At 67.5% G+C, this 13,560-nt stretch carries 12 protein-coding genes; 7 read left to right on the top strand and 5 right to left on the bottom strand.

The window, feature by feature from the left end; all coding sequences use genetic code 11:
• Position 1: 1 nt before the first annotated feature.
• The 5 genes from AAG092_RS06605 to xseA form a co-directional block, all read right to left on the bottom strand.
• Positions 2–751: a substrate-binding periplasmic protein gene (locus AAG092_RS06605; RefSeq protein WP_373389064.1), complete on the bottom strand. Its 750-nt coding sequence runs from the start codon at positions 749–751 to the stop codon at positions 2–4.
• An 86-nt stretch (positions 752–837) separates the two neighbouring features.
• Positions 838–1,881, bottom strand: coding sequence for an NAD(P)-dependent alcohol dehydrogenase (locus AAG092_RS06600; RefSeq protein WP_373389063.1), 1,044 nt, complete (start codon positions 1,879–1,881; stop codon positions 838–840).
• A gap of 146 nt (positions 1,882–2,027) precedes the next feature.
• Positions 2,028–3,704, bottom strand: coding sequence for a 2-isopropylmalate synthase (gene leuA, locus AAG092_RS06595; RefSeq protein WP_373389062.1), 1,677 nt, complete (start codon positions 3,702–3,704; stop codon positions 2,028–2,030).
• 278 nt (positions 3,705–3,982) lie between these two features.
• Positions 3,983–4,804, bottom strand: a complete 822-nt coding sequence (locus AAG092_RS06590) for a peptidoglycan DD-metalloendopeptidase family protein (protein ID WP_373389061.1) — start codon at positions 4,802–4,804, stop codon at positions 3,983–3,985.
• A gap of 48 nt (positions 4,805–4,852) precedes the next feature.
• Entirely contained in the window at positions 4,853–6,232 is a 1,380-nt protein-coding gene (xseA, locus tag AAG092_RS06585) for an exodeoxyribonuclease VII large subunit (RefSeq protein WP_373389060.1), read from the bottom strand.
• A gap of 84 nt (positions 6,233–6,316) precedes the next feature.
• Here xseA and AAG092_RS06580 point away from each other — a divergent pair, with 84 nt between their 5' ends.
• From AAG092_RS06580 to tadA, 7 genes are all read left to right on the top strand, one after another.
• A complete protein-coding gene (locus tag AAG092_RS06580) occupies positions 6,317–6,865 on the top strand; it encodes a sugar ABC transporter ATPase (protein ID WP_373389059.1) in 549 nt (182 codons plus the stop codon).
• Between the two features lie 80 nt (positions 6,866–6,945).
• On the top strand, positions 6,946–8,415 hold the full coding sequence (guaB, locus tag AAG092_RS06575; protein WP_373389058.1) for an IMP dehydrogenase: 1,470 nt from the start codon (positions 6,946–6,948) through the stop codon (positions 8,413–8,415).
• A 75-nt stretch (positions 8,416–8,490) separates the two neighbouring features.
• On the top strand, positions 8,491–10,071 hold the full coding sequence (guaA, locus tag AAG092_RS06570) for a glutamine-hydrolyzing GMP synthase (protein WP_373389057.1): 1,581 nt from the start codon (positions 8,491–8,493) through the stop codon (positions 10,069–10,071).
• A 159-nt stretch (positions 10,072–10,230) separates the two neighbouring features.
• Positions 10,231–10,869 (top strand): DUF1326 domain-containing protein, encoded by a 639-nt coding sequence (locus tag AAG092_RS06565; protein WP_110680986.1) that lies wholly within the window; start codon positions 10,231–10,233, stop codon positions 10,867–10,869.
• Positions 10,870–10,906: 37 nt separating this feature from the next.
• Entirely contained in the window at positions 10,907–11,605 is a 699-nt protein-coding gene (locus AAG092_RS06560; protein WP_373389056.1) for a DUF2182 domain-containing protein, read from the top strand.
• Positions 11,606–11,700: 95 nt separating this feature from the next.
• Positions 11,701–13,071 carry a multicopper oxidase family protein gene (locus tag AAG092_RS06555; RefSeq protein ID WP_373389055.1) on the top strand — a complete coding sequence of 457 codons (1,371 nt, stop codon included), beginning with the start codon at positions 11,701–11,703 and terminating at the stop codon, positions 13,069–13,071.
• Positions 13,071–13,556 carry a tRNA adenosine(34) deaminase TadA gene (tadA, locus tag AAG092_RS06550; protein ID WP_110680989.1) on the top strand — a complete coding sequence of 162 codons (486 nt, stop codon included), beginning with the start codon at positions 13,071–13,073 and terminating at the stop codon, positions 13,554–13,556. The genes AAG092_RS06555 and tadA overlap by 1 nt, the downstream gene beginning before the upstream one ends.
• The last annotated feature ends 4 nt before the right edge of the window (positions 13,557–13,560 follow it).

Below are 13,560 nucleotides of genomic sequence, written 5' to 3'. Positions count from 1 at the left end.
GTCAGGGCTGCTTCAGGTAGCTGTCGTAGATGGCCTGATAGCGGCCGCTGGCCTTGAGGTGGCGCAGGCCGGCGTTGAAGTCGTCGCGGATCTTCGCTGAGCGAAACAGCGGACGGTAGTCCTGCGGGTCTTCCTCGACGAAGGGGTGGAACTCCACCGTCTTGGCCTTGAACAGGGTGGTGCGTTCGAGCAGTTGCTCGAAATACTGGTAGATGCGCTGATCGCTCAGCACCACGTCGTAGCGGCCCTTGTTCAGGCCCAGCACCTGCAGTTCCTGGTTGTTCTGCTCGAAGTACAGCCCGGCGGCCTGGCTGGCGCTCAGCCACTCCGGATAGCGCCTGGCGGCGCCCTGGAAGGCGACGATGCTCAGTCCCTGCAGGTCTTCGGGCTTTTCCATCTGCAGGCGGCGTCCCTGCAGGCTGATCAGCACATTGCGATAGAGCACGGCCGGCTCGCCATAGTGGGCGCCCTGGGCGCTCAGATCCTGGCCGAGGTCGGTCATCGCTGCCTGCACTTCGCCCTGGCGAAAGGCCAGGGGCACGCGGGCCAGCGGGTAGTAGCGTGGTTTCAGGCGGTGGCCGCGATAGGCCAGGGCCTCGCCGATGACGTCCAGTTCGATGCCGCTGTCGCTTTCCGGAAAGCAGTAGGGCGGAATCTTCTCGCCGAAGGCCATCACTATGTCTTCCGCCAGAACAGGTCCCGTGCAGGCCAGCGTCAGGACAAACAGCAGACTGCGCAGCGGCGAGAACATGGCATCGCTCCTTGACGGGGTCTTTTCCAGTCTAGAGCGTCTCGCCGTGGCAGCACGACCGCCGGGCAGGGCGGTCGTGCGTTCACTCAGAGCGAAGCCATATCGATGACGAAGCGATACTTCACATCGCTTTTCAGCATGCGTTCGTAGGCCTGGTTGATCGCCTGCATGGGGATCATCTCGATGTCCGCGACGATCTTGTGCGCGGCGCAGAAGTCGAGCATCTCCTGGGTCTCGGCGATGCCACCGATCAGCGAGCCGGCGATGCGGCGGCGCTTGAAGATCAGGCCGAACACGTCCGCCGGCGGGTGCGGCGAATCCGGCGCGCCGACCAGGCACAGGGTGGCGTCGCGCTTGAGCAGGTTTAGGAAGGGGTTGAGGTCGTGCGGCGCGGCCACGGTGTTGAGGATGAAGTCGAAGCTATTGGCGTGGGCCGCCATCTCCTCGGCGTTCTTCGACACCACCACGTCGCTGGCGCCCAGGCGCAGGGCGTCTTCGCGCTTGTTCGGCGAGGTGGTGAACAGCACCACGCGGGCGCCCATGGCGGCGGCGATCTTCACCCCCATGTGGCCGAGGCCGCCAAGGCCGACGATGCCGACCTTCTGCCCCGGGCCGACCTGCCACTGGCGCAGCGGCGAGTAGGTGGTGATGCCGGCGCACAGCAGCGGGGCGACGGCCGCCAGGTTGTCGGTATGGCTGATGCGCAGGACGAAGCGCTGGTCGACCACTATGTGCTGGGAGTAGCCGCCGAAAGTGTTCTCGCCGCCGAACACCGGGCCGTTGTAGGTGCCGGTGAAGCCGCTCTCGCAATACTGCTCGAGACTGTCGTGGCAGGAGGTGCAATGCCGGCAGCTGTCGACCATGCAGCCGACGCCGGCGACGTCGCCGAGCTTGAACTTCGACACGTTGCTGCCGACGGCGGTGACGCGGCCGACGATCTCGTGGCCCGGCACCGAGGGGTACAGGGTGTTGTGCCATTCGTTACGCGCGGTGTGCAGGTCCGAATGGCAGACGCCGCAGTAGAGAATGTCGATGGCCACGTCATCCGGGCCGACGGCGCGGCGCTGGATCTCGAAGGGGGCCAGCGGGGTGTGGGGGGCCTGGGCGGCGTAGGCGAGGGTCTTGTGCATGGGGGTCTCCTGGGCGATGCGATGAGCCGAGGGAGAGGCTAGGCCAATGGCGAGGCAGGCGCTTGCCCAATCCTGCCGACTGCATGCCCAAAGATGCGGACAGCAAAAAGGGGGCCTAGGCCCCCTTGCTCGCTACCGCTGGCCGATCAGGCCGCGGCGGCCTTGTCGGCCTCCTGGGCCAGGGCGCGGTTGAGCGCGCTGAACAGGGCGCGGAAGGTCGCGGTGGTCAGGTTCTCGTCGATGCCGATGCCGTGCAGCGGGCGGCCACCGTTCAGGCGGACCTCGATGTAGGCCACGGCCTGGGCGTTGGTGCCGGCGCTGATGGCGTGCTCGTGGTAGTCCATGATCTCGATGTTCTGCGGCAGGGCTGCGACCAGCGCCTCCAACGGACCCTTGCCGCTGCCGTGCTTGCGCCGCGCCTCGCCGTCGAAGGTGACGTCGACGTCGACGGTGCAGATGCCGTTCTCTTCCTGCAGGCGATGGCCCTTGAGCGCGTAGGGCGCATCGGCTTGCAGGTATTCGCTCTGCAGCAGGCCGTAGATCTGCTGGGCGGTCATTTCCAGGCCAAGGCGGTCGGTCTCGCGTTGCACCACCTGGCTGAACTCGATCTGCAGGCGGCGCGGCAGGCTGATGCCGTATTCCTGCTCGAGCAGGAAGGTGATGCCGCCCTTGCCGGACTGGCTGTTCACCCGGATCACCGCCTCGTAGTCGCGGCCGATGTCGGCCGGGTCGATCGGCAGGTACGGCACTTCCCAGATGCCTTGCGGGTCCTGCTGGGCGAAGCCCTTGCGGATGGCGTCCTGGTGCGAGCCGGAGAAGGCGGTGTGGACCAGGTCGCCGACGTACGGATGACGCGGGTGCACCGGCAGCTGGTTGCACTCCTCGACCACCTTGCGCACGGCATCGATGTCGGAGAAGTCCAGCTGCGGGTCGACGCCCTGGGTGTACATGTTCAGCGCCATGGTCACCAGGCAGAGGTTGCCGGTGCGCTCGCCGTTGCCGAACAGGCAGCCTTCCACGCGGTCGGCACCGGCCATCAGTGCCAGCTCCGAGGCGGCCACGCCGGTGCCGCGGTCGTTGTGGGTGTGCAGGCTGATGATCAGGCTGTCGCGCTTATCGACATGGCGGCAGAACCACTCGATCTGGTCGGCGTAGTGGTTCGGCGTGGCGCACTCGACGGTGGCCGGCAGGTTGAGGATCAGGCGCTTGGCCGGGGTCGGCTGGAACACGCCGATCACCGCGTTGCACACCTCGACGGCGAAGTCGGTCTCGGTGGAGCTGAACACTTCCGGGGAGTACTCGAAGCCCCACTGGGTTTCCGGCTGCGCGGTGGCCAGGCGCTTGATGATCTGCGCGGCGTGTGTGGCGATCTCGATCACGCCGGCCTTGTCCTGGTTGAAGACGATGCGGCGGAAGCTCGGCGCGGTGGCGTTGTAGTAGTGGACGATGGCCTTCTTCGCGCCCTTGAGCGACTCGAAGGTGCGGGTGATGAGGTCCTCGCGGGCCTGGGTCAGCACCTGGATGGTCACGTCATCGGGGATATGGCCGCCCTCGATCAGTTCGCGGACGAAGTCGAAGTCGGTCTGCGAGGCGGACGGGAAGCCCACTTCGATTTCCTTCAGGCCCACGGCGACCAGGCACTTGAAGAAGCGCATCTTCTTCTCGGCATCCATCGGCTCGATCAGCGACTGGTTGCCGTCGCGCAGGTCGGTGGACAGCCAGATCGGCGCCTTGTCGATGGTCTTGTCCGGCCAGGTGCGGTCCGGCAAATGGATCGGGGTGAAGGCGCGGTACTTCTTCGACGGGTCTTTGAGCATGGTCATGGTGGAAATCCTTGGGCAGCAGCAGGCCGGGTCAATCGAAAGAGGGCGAATGGCAGGGGAGGCGGTTCAGCCACGCAGTCGCGGACTGACCAGGCGCTGGCAGGCGTGTTGACGCAGAAGAATGAGGGTATGGGCCGTTTTCATGCTGACAACCCTACTGCCAGAGGTTAAAGCTGGCAAGGCTTGTTGAGAAAACGCAAATTGATTGCGCTGGTCTCTCTTGTGAAATGAATAATTGCTCTTGAGTCGGCTTGAGTAGCAAATTATTGCGCAGTGGTTCAGGGCTTGAATGCGCCGATGAAGATCGCCGGATCGACCCGGGCGTCGTTGAGGCTGACGTTCCAGTGCAGGTGCGGGCCGGTGGCGCGGCCGGTGGCGCCGACGCGGCCGACCAGGCCGCCGCGCGGCAGCTCCTGGCCCAGTTGCACATCGACCTTGGACAGGTGGCAGAACATGCTGATCAGGCCCTGGCCGTGGTCGACGAATACGGTCTTGCCGTTGAAGAAGTAGTCGCCGACCAGGATCACCCGGCCGGCCGCCGGAGCCTTGATCGGCGTGCCGGCACCGACGGCGAAGTCCAGTCCGGAGTGCGGGTTGCGCTCCTCGCCGTTGAAGAAGCGGCGCAGGCCGAAGGGCGAGGACAGTGGGCCGTCGACCGGCTGGTCGAATAGCAGGTTGCTCGGCTGGCGCGGGCTGAACTGCTGGTAGGCGCGGGTCTGCTCGGCCAGCTCGCGCTCGATGCGCGCCAGGTTCTGTGGGCTCGGGCTGACCTGCTCGCGGTTCTTCAGGGTGATGCGCTGCTCGCGGTAGTACTTGGTGCTGACTGTGAAACTCAACGCCTGGCCGTTCGCCTCGATCTGCTGCGTGCCCGGCTTGACCGTCAACGGGATGCCGACGATGGCGATCCAGCGCCGGCCTTCTTCCTTCACCACCAGCACCGGCTTGCCCTGGTAGCGCGCCTGCGGTGCGCTGGGGGCGTCGCCCAGGTCGAGCACGGCGACGCCGCCGGGCACCGGCTTGTGCAGCAGGCGGGTGAGGAAGCCTTCGGCATGCACGGGCAGGGCGAGGCAGCAGAGGAGGGTCAGGCTGAGCAGGCGCATCGGGTGTCCGTAGGGGGATGGCGCCAGGCCTATCCACCCGCATGAGGGTTAATCGAGCAGCGACAGGGTCACCGGGGTGAGATGGTTGTCCTCGACCCGTACCTCCAGCTCGCCTTCGCCCAGGCGTGCCTTGAGGCGCTGCCCGGGGCGGGTCTGGCTGGCGGCGCGCACGGCCTGGCCGCGCTCGTCGAGGAGGATGCTGTAGCCGCGGCCGAGGGTGGCCAGCGGGCTGACGATATGCAGCTGCTGGCCGAGCGCGGCAAGCTGCTGGCGCTGCTGGCGCAGTTGCAGTTCGATGGCGCGCGGCAGGCGCGCGCCCAGGCTGTCCAGGCGCTGGCGCAGCAGGGCCAGGGCGCGGCCCGGGTGCTGCGCGGCCAGGCGGGTATCCAGGCGCGCCAGGCGTTCGTGGCGGCTGTGCAGCTGCTGTTGAAATGCCCTGCGCAGGCGCATGTCCAGGTCGTCCAGGCGTTGGGCCTGCTGGCGCAGGCGCTCGCCGGGGTGGCGCAGGCGTCGGCTCAGGCTGTCCAGGCGCAGCTGCTCGCGGCTCAGGCGGGTCTGCAGGGTCAGGGCCAGGCGGCGGCTGAGGCTGTCCAGGCGGCGCTGCAGGTCGGAACTGTCCGGGGCCAGCAGCTCGGCGGCGGCCGAGGGCGTCGGCGCGCGCACGTCGGCGACGAAGTCGCTGATCGACACGTCGGTCTCGTGGCCGACGGCGCTGACCACGGGGGTGGCGCAGGCCGCCACGGCGCGTGCCACGGCTTCCTCGTTGAAGCACCAGAGGTCCTCCAGCGAGCCGCCACCACGGGCCAGGATGATCGCGTCGAAGCCGGCGCGGTCGGCCAATTGCAGGGCGCGGACGATCTGCGCGGTGGCCTCGCGGCCTTGTACGGCGGTGGGCACCAGGGTCAGCGCCACCTGCGGCGCGCGGCGGCGGAACACGCTGATGATGTCGCGGATCACCGCACCGGTCGGCGAGCTGACGATGCCGATGCGCTGCGGGTGGGCGGGCAGGGCGCGCTTGCGCTCGCTGGCGAACAGACCTTCGGCGGTCAGTTTCTCCTTGAGCGCCTCGAAGGCCAGGCGCAGGGCGCCGTCGCCGGCCGGCTCGACGCTGTCGAGGATCAGCTGGTAGTCGCCACGCCCCTCGAACAGCGAGACCTTGCCGCGCACCCTGACCGCCAGGCCGTCGCGCAGGGCCTGGCGCACGCGCGCGGCGTTCTGCCGGAACAGCGCGCAGCGCACCTGGGCCTGGCTGTCCTTGAGGGTGAAGTAGATGTGGCCGGAGGCCGGCCTGGCCAGGTTGGAGATTTCGCCTTCGACCCACACCTGGGCGAACACGTCCTCCAGCAGCAGGCGGGCGCGGTTGTTCAGCTGGCTGACGCTGAGTACGTCGCGGTCGAGGCCGAGACGCTGGAAGGGGTCGTTGATCATGCCGGCATCATAGCGGTTTGCCCGGCGTGCCCAAAGTCGCGCGGGGCATTAGACTGCGCGGCCGTTTCGGCCATCCTTGCAGTCATGAGTGCGATACAGAGCATCCTGGTACCGACGATTTCCAGCCTGCCCGAGGCCGAGGCCAGGGCGCGCCTGATGCTGCGCTGGCTTGCGGGTCAGCGCCTGGTGGCGGCGCAGCAGAGCACCTGCGGGCGCCTTGGCAACGGCATGGGGCATGCCATCGACGAGGGCGCGCGGCGCCTGCCGCATGCCGAGCGCCTGCCGTTCGGCCAGCCCTGCAACGGCCTGCAGGTGGTGACCAAACGCTGCATCTACACACCGACCCATGACTTCCTCGAGGAGGCCGGCTGCCCGGAGTGCCGCCAGGAAGTCGGCGTGGCGCTGTTCGAGAGCCTGGATGAGTGGTCGGCCGGGGTGAGCGACAACTTCACCTGCCCCGAGTGCGGCCATGAAGACGATATCAACGGTTTCCTGTTCCTGCAGCCCTGCGCCTTCTCCAACCTGGCCTTCGTCTTCAATGGCTGGCCGCCCGAGTGCTTTTCGCCGGCCTTGCTGGAGCAGTTCGCCGAGCGCCTGGGCTTTCCCGTGCGCCTGGTTCGGGTGGACGGCTGAGCGGCGAGTCGGCATTGAGCGAAGGGCGGTGGCTGGGTATAATGCCGCGCTTCTTATTTTTCCCTCCCGGGAGCCCCGCCATGCTGCGCATCAGCCAAGAAGCACTGACCTTCGACGACGTTCTGCTCATCCCCGGTTATTCCGAAGTCCTGCCCAAGGACGTCAGCCTGAAGACCCGCCTGACCCGTGGCATCGAGCTGAATATCCCGCTGCTGTCCGCAGCCATGGATACCGTCACCGAGGCGCGCCTGGCCATCGCCATGGCCCAGGAAGGCGGCATCGGCATCATCCACAAGAACATGACCATCGAGCAGCAGGCTGCCGAGGTGCGCAAGGTCAAGAAATTCGAGGCCGGCGTGGTCAAGGACCCGATCACCATCGAGGCCGACGCCACCGTGCGCGACCTGTTCGAGCTGACCCGCCAGCACAATATCTCCGGCGTGCCGGTGCTCTCCAACGGCGACCTGGTCGGCATCGTCACCTCCCGCGACGTACGCTTCGAGAACCGCCTGGACGCCCTGGTGCGTGACGTGATGACGCCGAAAGAGCGCCTGGTCACGGTCAAGGAAGGCGCCACCAAGGAAGCCGTGCGCGAGCTGCTGCACAAGCACCGCATCGAGAAGGTGCTGATCGTCGACGACGCCTTCGCCCTCAAGGGCATGATGACCGTCAAGGACATCGAGAAGGCCAAGGCCTACCCGCTGGCCAGCAAGGACGACCAGGGTCGCCTGCGCGTCGGCGCCGCCGTCGGCACCGGTGCCGATACCGCCGACCGCGTCGGCGCGCTGGTCGCCGCCGGCGTCGACGTGATCATCGTCGACACCGCCCACGGCCACTCCAAGGGCGTGATCGACCGCGTGCGCTGGGTCAAGCAGAACTTCCCCGAGGTGCAAGTCATTGGCGGCAATATCGCCACCGGCGACGCCGCCAAGGCCCTGGTCGAAGCTGGTGCCGACGGCGTCAAGGTCGGCATCGGTCCGGGCTCGATCTGCACCACCCGCATCGTCGCCGGTGTCGGCGTACCGCAGATTTCCGCCGTGGCCAACGTCGCCGCGGCCCTGGCCGGCACCGGCGTACCGCTGATCGCCGACGGTGGCATCCGCTTCTCCGGCGACCTGTCCAAGGCCATAGTCGCCGGCGCCTCCGCCGTGATGATCGGCTCCATGCTGGCCGGTACCGAAGAGGCCCCGGGCGAGGTCGAGCTGTTCCAGGGCCGTTCCTACAAGGCCTACCGCGGCATGGGCTCGCTGGGCGCCATGGCCCAGGCCCAGGGTTCCTCCGACCGCTACTTCCAGGACTCCTCCGCCGGCGCCGAGAAGCTGGTGCCGGAAGGCATCGAAGGCCGCGTGCCGTACAAGGGCGCGATGAGCGCCATCGTGCACCAGCTGATGGGTGGCCTGCGCGCCTCCATGGGCTACACCGGCTGCGCCACCATCGACGAGATGCGCACCAAGCCGGAGTTCGTGCGCATCACCGGCGCCGGCATGGCCGAGTCGCACGTGCACGATGTGCAGATCACCAAGGAAGCCCCGAACTACCGCGTGGGTTAATCCACGGCATTGAATCGACACGGGGCTGACTAATCAGCCCCGTGTCATTTGTGAATTCCGCTACGAGAGACGGCCATGGCCCATCATGACATTCACGCCCACCGCATCCTGATCCTGGATTTCGGTTCCCAGTACACCCAGCTGATCGCCCGCCGCGTGCGCGAGATCGGCGTGTACTGCGAGATCCACCCGTTCGACATGGACGACGCCGCCATCCGCGCCTTCGCCCCGCGCGGCATCATCCTCGCCGGCGGCCCCGAGTCGGTGCACGAGGCGGGCAGCCCGCGCGCGCCGCAGGCGGTGTTCGACCTGAACGTGCCGCTGTTCGGCATCTGCTACGGCATGCAGACCATGGCCGAGCAGCTCGGCGGCAAGGTGGAAGGCTCCGACCTGCGCGAGTTCGGCTACGCCCGCGTTGACGTGGTCGGCAAGGCCCGCCTGCTCGACGGCATCGAGGACCACGTGGACGCCGACGGCGTGCTCGGCCTCGACGTGTGGATGAGCCACGGCGACAAGGTCACCGCCATGCCCGCCGGCTTCCACATCCTCGCCAGCACCCCGAGCTGCCCGATCGCCGCCATGGCCGACGACAGCCGCGCCTACTACGGCGTGCAGTTCCACCCGGAAGTGACCCACACCAAGCAGGGCGGGCGCATCCTCTCGCGCTTCATCCTCGACATCTGCGGCTGCGCGGCCCTGTGGACCCCGGCCAACATCGTCGAAGACGCCATCGCCACCGTGCGTGCCCAGGTGGGCTCGTCCAAGGTGCTGCTGGGCCTGTCCGGCGGCGTCGACTCCTCGGTGGTCGCGGCCCTGCTGCACAAGGCCATCGGCGACCAGCTGACCTGCGTGTTCGTCGACAACGGCCTGCTGCGCCACCAGGAAGGCGACCAGGTGATGGCCATGTTCGCCGAGAACATGGGCGTCAAGGTGATCCGCGCCAACGCCGAGGACCTGTTCCTCGGTCGCCTGGCCGGCGTGTCCGATCCGGAAGAGAAGCGCAAGATCATCGGTCGCACCTTCATCGAGGTGTTCGACCAGGAAGCCACCAAGCTCAAGGACGTGAAGTTCCTCGCCCAGGGCACCATCTACCCGGACGTGATCGAGTCGGCCGGCGCCAAGACCGGCAAGGCCCACGTGATCAAGAGCCACCACAACGTCGGCGGCCTGCCGGAAGACATGCAGTTCTCCCTGGTCGAGCCGCTGCGCGAGCTGTTCAAGGACGAAGTGCGCAAGATCGGCCTGGAGCTGGGCCTGCCCTACGACATGGTCTACCGCCATCCGTTCCCGGGCCCGGGCCTGGGCGTGCGCATCCTCGGCGAAGTGAAGAAGGAGTACGCCGACCTGCTGCGTCTGGCCGACCACATCTTCATCGAAGAACTGCGCAACTTCGACTGGTACCACAAGACCAGCCAGGCCTTCGTGGTATTCCAGCCGGTGAAATCGGTCGGCGTGGTCGGTGACGGCCGGCGCTATGCCTGGGTCGTGGCCCTGCGCGCCGTGGAGACCATCGACTTCATGACCGCGCGTTGGGCGCACCTGCCCTACGAGCTGCTGGAGAAGGTCTCCAACCGCATCATCAACGAGATCGAAGGCATCTCCCGGGTCACCTACGACGTGTCGAGCAAGCCGCCGGCGACCATCGAGTGGGAGTGATCCGCCAGGGGCGAAAAGGGCAGCGCGAGCTGCCCTTTTTGTTGCCCGCAATTATTCGCTGCGTGGCTGAGCAGCTTGGGCCAGATGCCGATTCCGTCTAATGCCGGACCTGGTGCGCCATAAGCTGAAACTAGGATTCCCTGCTGCTGAGGAATGCTCATGGCCACTTATGTCGATTGGCGTCTGCGCGGCCCCGGAGTGGACCTGTGCAACTGCGATTTTGGTTGCCCCTGCCAGTTCAATGCCTTGCCCACCCACGGCAAGTGCGAGGCGGCGGTGGGCTTTCACATCGTCGAGGGGCACTTCGCCGACACTCCCCTGGATGACCTGAACGTGGCCTGCACCTTTGCCTGGCCTGGGCCGATCCACGAGGGGCAGGGGCAGTGCCAGGCTTTCATCGACGAGCGGGCCAGCGAGGCGCAGCGCCAGGCCCTGCTGACCATCCTCAGTGGCCAGGAGCAGGAGCCGACGGCCTTCTTCGCCATCTTCGCCAGCACGGTGGTGACCATGCATGCGCCGCAGTTCGTGCCGGTCGAGGTGCGCACCGATCGCACCGCGCTTACCGCCAGCATCCGTGTGCCCGGCGCCATCGACGGGCGGGTCGAGCCGATCCGCAACCCCATGGATGGCTCCATGCATCGGGCCAAGGTGGTGCTGCCGGAGGGTTTCGAGTTCGCTGAGGCCGACTGTGCCAGTGCCACCTTCCGCACCACCGGGGCCATCGCCCTGGACTATGCCGGCAGCAACGCCATGCTCTACGACCTGCACATGGGGCCCAGTGGCATCATTCGCGCCTAGTCGCCTCGATTGGGGCGCCGCTGTCGCGGCCGCCGGCGTGCTGTTGCTCGGCGCGCTCGGCTGGTACTGGACGGCCCGCGAGGCGGCGCGCATGGCGGCCATGGGCGAGATGCACATGCCGCCGACCGACTGGCTGTCGCTGCAGGGGCTGCTGGCCTTCGCCATGTGGCTGGCGATGATGCTGGCGATGATGCTGCCGGCGGCCCTGCCGATGATCCTCCTGTACCGCCGTTGTCTGTTGCGCGACCGCCTGCGGGTGGCCAAGCTGTGGTTGTTCTGCCTGGCCTACGCAGCGATCTGGGCGGGCTTCGCCCTGCTCATGAGCGCCCTGCAGGCGCTCGGCGAGCGTGCTGGAATACTCGACCCGATGAGCCTGCGCCTGCCGCCGGCGTTGGGCGCCGCGGCCCTGGCGCTGGCCGGGCTGTACCAGCTGAGCCAGGCCAAGGCGGCCTGCCTCCAGCATTGCCAGAGTCCGCTGCAATTCCTCCAGCACCATGCCCGCCCGGGCCTGGCTGGGGCCTGGCGGACCGGCCTGCACCACGGTCTGTACTGCCTGGGTTGCTGCTGGGTGCTGATGCTGGTGTTGCTGGCGGTCGGCGCCATGAGCCTGTGGGGGATGGCACTGCTCAGCCTGCTGGTGCTGGTGGAGAAGCTGCTGCCGCTGGGCGCCGGCTGGCGGCATTGTAGTGGAGCGCTGCTGATCGCTGCCGGGGCGTTGCTGCTGGCACAGCCATAGCTTTGCCGTTGCGACAATCAGACGCCTGTCCCATTCGCACAAGGTCGGGCGTTAATGAGAAACTATGTCGTCTCCGCAGTCAGGATCACCGGCCCATGCCGTTTACCCGCAGACAGATACTCGCCGGCCTCGCCGGGCTGGGCGTTGCCGGCCTCGGTGCCGGTGGCGTGCGCTACTGGCTGGGCCGTCCCGAGAATGTGGCGAGCCACGACTACGAGCTGATCGCCGCGCCGCTGGACCTGGAGCTGGTGCCGGGGCACAAGACCCCGGCCTGGGCCTACGGCGGTCAGGCCCCGGGCCTGGAGCTGCGCTGCCGCCAGGGCGAGCGCTTGCGCGTGCGCTTCGTCAACCGGCTGGAAGTGGAGACCACCATCCACTGGCACGGCATCCGCCTGCCGCTGGAGATGGACGGCGTGCCCTATGTCTCGCAGCTGCCGGTCAAGCCCGGCGAGTACTTCGACTACGACTTCGTCTGCCCGGATGCCGGCAGCTACTGGTACCACCCGCACACCGCCAGCGCCGAGCAGCTGGGCCGCGGTCTGGTCGGCCCGTTGATCGTCGAGGAGCGCGAGCCGAGCGGCTTTCGCCACGAGCGCACGCTGTGCCTGAAGACCTGGCACGTGGACGAGCAGGGCGCCTTCAGCGACTTCCTGGTGCCGCGCCAGGCCGCCCGCGAGGGCACCCGCGGGCGCCTGTCGACCGTCAATGGCGTGCCCAACCCGACCCTGGAGCTGCCGGCCGGACAGGTGGTGCGCCTGCGTCTGATCAACGTCGACAACACCATCACCTACCGCCTCAACCTGCCCGGTGGCGAGGCGCGCATCTACGCGCTGGATGGCAATCCCGTGGCGCCGCGGCCGTTGGGCAAGGACTACTGGCTGGGCCCGGGCATGCGCCTCGATCTGGCGCTGAAGGTGCCGGCTGCCGGCGGCGAGCTGCCGCTGCGCAACGGCCCGCTGCGCCTGGCGACCATCAGGAGTGTGCCCAGCACCGAGGCGCCCGGCGACTGGCCGCCGGCGCTGCCGGCCAACCCGCTGGTCGAGCCGGATCTGTCCCGTGCCGAGACCCTGCGCTTCAACTTCGAGTGGGCCGCCGCGCTGTCCGGCGACGTGAGCAAGGGCGGCAGCTACAAGTACTGGCAGATCAACGGCCAGGCCTGGGACATCAACGACAAGACCTGCGCCGAGCGGCCCATCGCCAGCCTCAAGCGCGGCGGGCATTACATCTTCGTGCTGCGCAACATGGCCCAGTACCAGCACCCCATCCACCTGCACGGCATGAGCTTCAAGGTGCTGGATTCCGATCGCAAGGACATCGTGCCGTACTTCACCGACACCTATCTGCTGGGCAAGAACGAGACGGCGCGCATCGCTTTCGTCGCCGATAATCCGGGGGTGTGGATGTTCCACTGCCATGTGATCGACCACATGGAAACCGGCCTGATGGCCGCCATCGAGGTGGTCTGATGCGCCAACCGAAGATCATCGACCGCAGCCAGGACGAGCGTTTCATGCGCGAGGCGCTGGCGCTGGCCGCGGAGGGGGCACAAAGGGGCGAGGTGCCGGTGGGCGCCGTGCTGGTGCAGGATGGCGAGGTGATCGGCCGCGGTTTCAACTGCCCGATCTCCACCAGCGACCCCAGCGCCCACGCCGAGATGGTGGCGATCCGCGCCGCCGCCAGTGCCGTGCAGAACTACCGGCTGCCCGGCAGCACCCTGTACGTGACCCTGGAGCCCTGCAGCATGTGCGCCGGGCTGATCGTGCATTCGCGCGTCAGTCGGGTGGTGTACGGCACCACCGAGCCCAAGGCCGGGGTGGCGGTCAGTCGGGGCCAGTTCTTCACCCAGGATTTTCTCAACCACCGGGTGCTGATCGAGGGCGGGCTGCTGGCGCAGGAATGCGGCGAGATGCTCAGCGCCTTCTTCAAGGCGCGGCGCAGCGGCGACAGGTAGTCTT

It is taken from the genome of Pseudomonas alcaligenes (genome assembly GCF_041729615.1).
Lineage (GTDB): Bacteria > Pseudomonadota > Gammaproteobacteria > Pseudomonadales > Pseudomonadaceae > Aquipseudomonas > Aquipseudomonas alcaligenes_B.
The sequence above is the reverse complement of the archived record's forward strand: the minus strand, read 5'-3'. Positions and strand labels throughout refer to the sequence as shown.